3 protein-coding genes are annotated in these 5,403 nt (G+C 51.8%); 2 read left to right on the top strand and 1 reads right to left on the bottom strand.

Annotated elements, in window-relative coordinates; translation table 11 throughout:
• Positions 1 to 302: 302 nt before the first annotated feature.
• Complete coding sequence (locus BUE76_RS15745) at positions 303 to 1,505, bottom strand: hypothetical protein (protein WP_073041549.1); 1,203 nt, start codon at positions 1,503 to 1,505, stop codon at positions 303 to 305.
• Between the two features lie 179 nt (positions 1,506 to 1,684).
• Between BUE76_RS15745 and BUE76_RS15740 the strand changes: the two genes are divergently transcribed.
• The gene (locus BUE76_RS15740) at positions 1,685 to 2,467 is read left to right on the top strand and encodes an NIPSNAP family protein (protein ID WP_073041607.1); all 783 of its coding nucleotides are present in this window, start codon (positions 1,685 to 1,687) and stop codon (positions 2,465 to 2,467) included.
• A 72-nt stretch (positions 2,468 to 2,539) separates the two neighbouring features.
• The gene (locus tag BUE76_RS15735) at positions 2,540 to 5,332 is read left to right on the top strand and encodes a T9SS type B sorting domain-containing protein (protein ID WP_073041548.1); all 2,793 of its coding nucleotides are present in this window, start codon (positions 2,540 to 2,542) and stop codon (positions 5,330 to 5,332) included.
• Positions 5,333 to 5,403: the final 71 nt, after the last annotated feature.

Below are 5,403 nucleotides of genomic sequence, written 5' to 3'. Positions count from 1 at the left end.
TGATTAGTGATTAGTGATTAGTGATTAGTGATTAGTGATTAGTGATTAGTGATTAGTGAATCTGTTAAGGTACGAAGGGAATGTTGTAGTTATAGGGGCCAGCCATGCCGAACTTGTTTCGGCATCCCCTTTTCAAATCGGATATTGTAAGGGTGTGTGAGATGCCAACCTGCGCGGCGCCAAAACATCGGAGCACCATACAGAAAAGCCGGAAGGAATTCTTTCCGGCTTTTCTGTATGGTAAATAAACGCACGGTCTTTCTAAAAAACGAAACCATTCTTCCCCTAAACTCTGTTCTTACTCATCCCTCATTTGCAAAGAGCGCATAACTCCCTCCTACCCATTCCTTATCCTTATTGTACCGGGTGCCCACCATCTTGCCTTTGCTGAGGCGGGCCAGGTTGTTTACGGGTATGGGCCTTTCAGCACCGGGCTCCCAAAAGTAGAAAGCCCTGATCTCTGCTTTGGCGCCTTCATCGGGGGTGAGGATGCAAGGTGCATAAGCCACCTTTCGTTGCAGTATCCAGTTTTCAGGATCCTGTATTTCGGCCAGCGCTTCTTGGGTAAGGTCGATGATCACACCCTGGCCTGCAAATGAAAACAAGGGCTTGGCCACATAGTTTTCGAGGTCTGCTGGCAGTTCGGGTACCTGGTTCAGGAACCAGGTTTGCGGAACGTGGGGATGGTTGATAAAAGGCAGGCTGAATTTGGAAATCCGGTAAAACCAGTTTGGGTGGGGTATCCATTGCACCTGCCACGATTTTTGAAATAGCTTTCCTTTTTCCTGCACTTCCGGTGCCTGCTGTAATAGTTCATCAAAAATCACCCGGTTATAAATGCGGCGTATGGGAATGCGCCGGCCTTCTTTTTCATACCACAGTTGGTCGCCTTCTTCGATCAGACCGGTTAAGCAAACAATGCCGATGCCCAGCAGGTCGCGGGTGGCATAAAAGTCCACCCTTGTTTTTTGCTGGTGCGGGAAAAGCTCCAGCAGTACCACCTGCTCCGGGTCTTCGTCGCCTACGATGATCTTGCGCAGCAGGTCAATATATTTTTCCTGCGTGATGCCGGGAAAGAAGGGCGTAAAACCTTCCGGCATGTGGAAGTGCTGGGCCATGATTTCCGGTACCACCAAATGCCATGCAAACAGGGTAGGGAAGGCCTGCATTTCAATTAGTTGGGGCTCCAGTTGGCCTGCGCTGTTGGTACATACGCCAAAGTCAAAACAAATAAACTGCGGATTGCCTTCATCGCCGGGAACGCGGAGGTGGGCGGGAATGGCAGCCTCGCTTTTTTCCTTGTACGCTGCGCTTAATACCACATCGAGTATGCTTTCGCACGCTGCCTGCATTTGGTTGCGAAATGGAGCCGGCACAAATACGGGTGTTTCCGCCAGCCGAAACTCCAGCTGGCCGGGATACACCTGCGACAAGGCCTTGATGTAGGCATCGTACTGCTGGCGGGAAAACTGCGCGTTGTACTGGTGGCGGATGGCTGGAATCATAGGCTAATATAGGGCAGAGGGAAAATGCAAAGTGCAAACGATCCTGTTCAACGGCTTAAAGTTGTTATTTCTTCAAAAGAAGCTTTCCGCATTGCTTAAAGCATGCTTTGCTGCGGTGGTGGAAAAAACAAATTGCTGTCATTTTTACATTTATTCTCCGGCTTTCTTATTTTCCCATTATGAAAAGAATGCTTTCATCCCTATTAACCTTGGCACTCGCCCTTTGTCTTGCCACAACCTCTTTTGCTGCCGACCGCGAGTACTATGCCATCCACATTTTTAATTACACCAGCGCCAACCAGGAGCAACAGGTAGACCGTTACCTGGAGCAAGCCTACCTGCCCGCCCTGCACCGCATGGGCATCAAACAGGTGGGGGTGTTTAAACCCATTGCCAACGATACCGCTGCCAATAAGCGCATCGTGGTGCTGGTTCCATTTAAAAAGATGGACCAGTTTACCACCCTCACCGATAAACTGGCAAAAGACCAGCAGTACCAGGAAGCAGGCAAGGGGTATTTGGATGCGGCCTATAACCAACCCAATTTCAGCCGGACGGAAACTATCCTGCTGCGTGCCTTTACTGCCAACCCCGTAATGAATAAACCTGCCCTGAAAGGTACCGTTGCCGACAAGGTGTACGAGCTGCGCAGCTACGAAGGCCCTACCGAAAAATTGTATTGGAACAAGGTGGCCATGTTCAATAAAGGTGATGAAGTAGGCCTTTTCAAACGTCTTGGCTTCAACGCTGTTTTTTATGGCGAGGTGATGGCCGGCAGCCATATGCCCAACCTGATGTACATGACTTCTTTTGAAAGCATGCAGGACCGCAACGACCATTGGAAAACCTTTGGCAACGATCCGCAGTGGAAGGCACTGACCAGCAATCCCGAGTATTCCAAGTACAGCGTATCTAAAAACGATACCTGGCTGATGCGTGCAACAGCCTATTCCGATCTGTAAGCTTTTTATCCTTAACTTTTGGTCCTCACCGGTTGCGGTGGGGACTTTTTTTGCCCACCTGCCTCAAACCATATGATTGGATATTTCCGGAAAGTTTTACTGTTGGTGTCGCTGTTGTTCCTGTTGAAAAATAGCCTGCTGGCACAGCTCTGTACCGGCAGTCTGGGCGACCCGGTGGTCAACCTTACTTTTGGCAATGGCGCCAATCCTGGCCCGCCCAGCAGTTTTACCAACATGTCGTTTTTTGCCACCGATTGCCCCAACGACGGGCAGTATACCATAAGGAGCAATACGCAGAATTGTTTTCAAAGTACCTGGCACAGCTTATTACAGGATCATACCGGCGACCCTAATGGTTATATGATGCTGGTGAATGCTTCCTTTCAGCCCAGCGATTTCTATGTGCAGAAAGTAGGTGGCCTTTGTGGCAATACCACTTACGAATTTGCAGCCTGGGTAATGAACCTGATGCGCAATGCTTCCTGCTTTGGCGGGCCAACCATCAACCCTGATCTTACTTTTTCGATCGAAACACCTACTGGTGCCGTTTTGGCTTCCCGGACCACAGGGCAAATTGCGGTGAGTGCACAGCCAAAATGGGAACAGATCGGTATGTTTTTTACCACCCCTCCCGGTACTTCTGAAGTGATTATGCGGTTGCGCAACAATGCCCCGGGCGGGTGCGGCAACGACCTGGCAATTGATGATATCACCTTCCGGCCTTGCGGCGCAAAATTAAAAACAGCTATTGAAGGGATTTCGGGCAACCGTGCAGTGTTATGTGAAGGCGCACCTACCAGTTTCCGGTTTACCGCTGCCATCACTTCCCAACTCGCCAACCCCGAAATGCAGTGGCAGGAAAGCCGCGATAGTGGCCGCAACTGGGTAAATATCCAGGGTGCGCAAACCACCACCTATACCTGGAACAATAGGCCTGCCGGCAATTACCTGTACCGGGTGCTGGTTGCCGACAGGGGTAATATCAACAGCCTTGCCTGCCGCATTGCCTCCCAGCCACTGGAGGTAAGGGTGCGGGCAAAACCCCGCATTGAACTGGTGGCGGCAACCCCGTTTTGTGTGGGCACCCGGTTGAACATCTCTGGCCGGATCAACTGGGTGGATACCAGCAATGGCACTTATAATTGGCGGCAACCCGCTGGCGGCAGCCTGGTGATGGCTCAAAAAGATTCGGGAAGTTTTTACCTGCTTCATGCCGGCAAAGTTGCCGAAGCTGCCGACTCGGGCTGGTACCGGTTGGAAGCGGTAAGTGGCGCAGGTTGCACCGCTGCCGATTCTGTTCGGATACAACTGCTGGCCCGCCCGGCTGCAAGTATCCAACTGCCCACGCTTGCCTGCCAGGGTACTACCACCGAGTTGGCTGCCACTGCTTCGCAAAACGCGGGGGCAATAGCAGGATGGCAGTGGAGCTGGCCGGGGCAAACAAGTTCAGCCCAGCGGCTAAGCCTTCGTTTTGATAGTGCAATGGCAATGGATTTCAGGCTGGTTGCTTTGGCGCAGAACGGTTGTTATTCCGATACAGCAACAGCCACCTTGGTTGTACATGCCCAACCGGTTGCAGGCTTCCTGATGCCCGAAGTTTGCCTCACCGATCCCTTTGCCCAATTCTCCAATACGTCCACCATTGCGGATGGTACCCCGTTAAGGTTTAACTGGCGTTTTGGTGACCCGGCTAATCCGGCAGCAGGGTCCACGCTTGCCAATGCGCAGTACCGTTTCAGCCGTACTGGAGTATATGCAGTTGGCCTTACGGTTACCAGTGCAGCTGGCTGTACGGCCGATACCGTGCAGCAGTTTACGGTAAATGGTGCAGCTCCCAAAGCTGGATTTTCACTGGGTACAACAGGTTTGATTTGCAGTGCCGATACAGTTGTATTAAGAAACGAGTCGACGGTAGATTTTGGCAATATTACCCGCTTGGTTATCCGGTGGAATAATAACGACAACCCTGCGGAGATGACTGTTGATGAAGCACCTTTTGCGGGGAAAACTTACCCTTTCGTTTATAGTACCCTGATGCGGGGACTGGAACAAAAGTTCACCATTCGGTTTACTGCCTATTCCGGCATCGGGTGTGTACAGGAACTGACACGCGAAATAACGGTTAACCAAAGCCCGCAGGCACTGATGACCGCCATTTCGCCCCTTTGTGCCAATGCTCCTGCTTTTGTTTTGCAACAGGGCAGCGAGCAGGGAGGGCTTTCGGGAACCGGTGTTTACCTGGGAGCAGGTGTTTCTGGTACGGACCTCTTTGATCCTTTAGTTGCAGGTGCCGGTTTGCACCCCATAGCCTACCAGTTCACCACAACGGCCGGTTGCCGCGATACGGCTGAACAAACCATACGGGTTTATCCCGTTCCGCAGGTATCAGCAGGTTCCGACCTTTCGGTGCTGGTGGGTGGGAGCATAACCCTGCAGGGCAGTGCTAATGGCAGCGGCCTACGTTACCTGTGGACACCTCCAACCGATTTGTCCAACCCCGCCGTGCTCCAGCCCCTTGCCAGGCCCCGGCAGGATCGCAGCTACCTGCTTACGGCAATCTCTCCGGATGGTTGCAGCGCTAGTGATGAAATGAAGGTAACCGTAGTAAACGAGCTTTATATACCAAATGCTTTTAGCCCCAACGGGGATGGGCTCAACGATTCCTGGCAGGTACCTTTTCTGGAGTCGGTAGCGGGAGCGGAGCTGCGGGTTTTTAACCGGTATGGCGAATTGGTGTTTTTTACCACCGGCAAAGGCCGCTGGGATGGCCGGCACAAAGGCGCTGATCTCCCTGCCGGCATTTATGTGTACCAGGTGCGCTATAATGGCCTGCTTAGAAAGGGCACTGTCATGCTGGTCCGGTAACCGCGGGGAAAAATTTTTTATTAATTGTTGATTTTGTTTGGCTTATAACTGTGCCCGCCCTATATTTGCAA

The sequence above is a fragment of the Cnuella takakiae genome, assembly GCF_001953305.1.
Lineage (GTDB): Bacteria > Bacteroidota > Bacteroidia > Chitinophagales > Chitinophagaceae > Flavisolibacter > Flavisolibacter takakiae.
The sequence above is the reverse complement of the archived record's forward strand: the minus strand, read 5'-3'. Positions and strand labels throughout refer to the sequence as shown.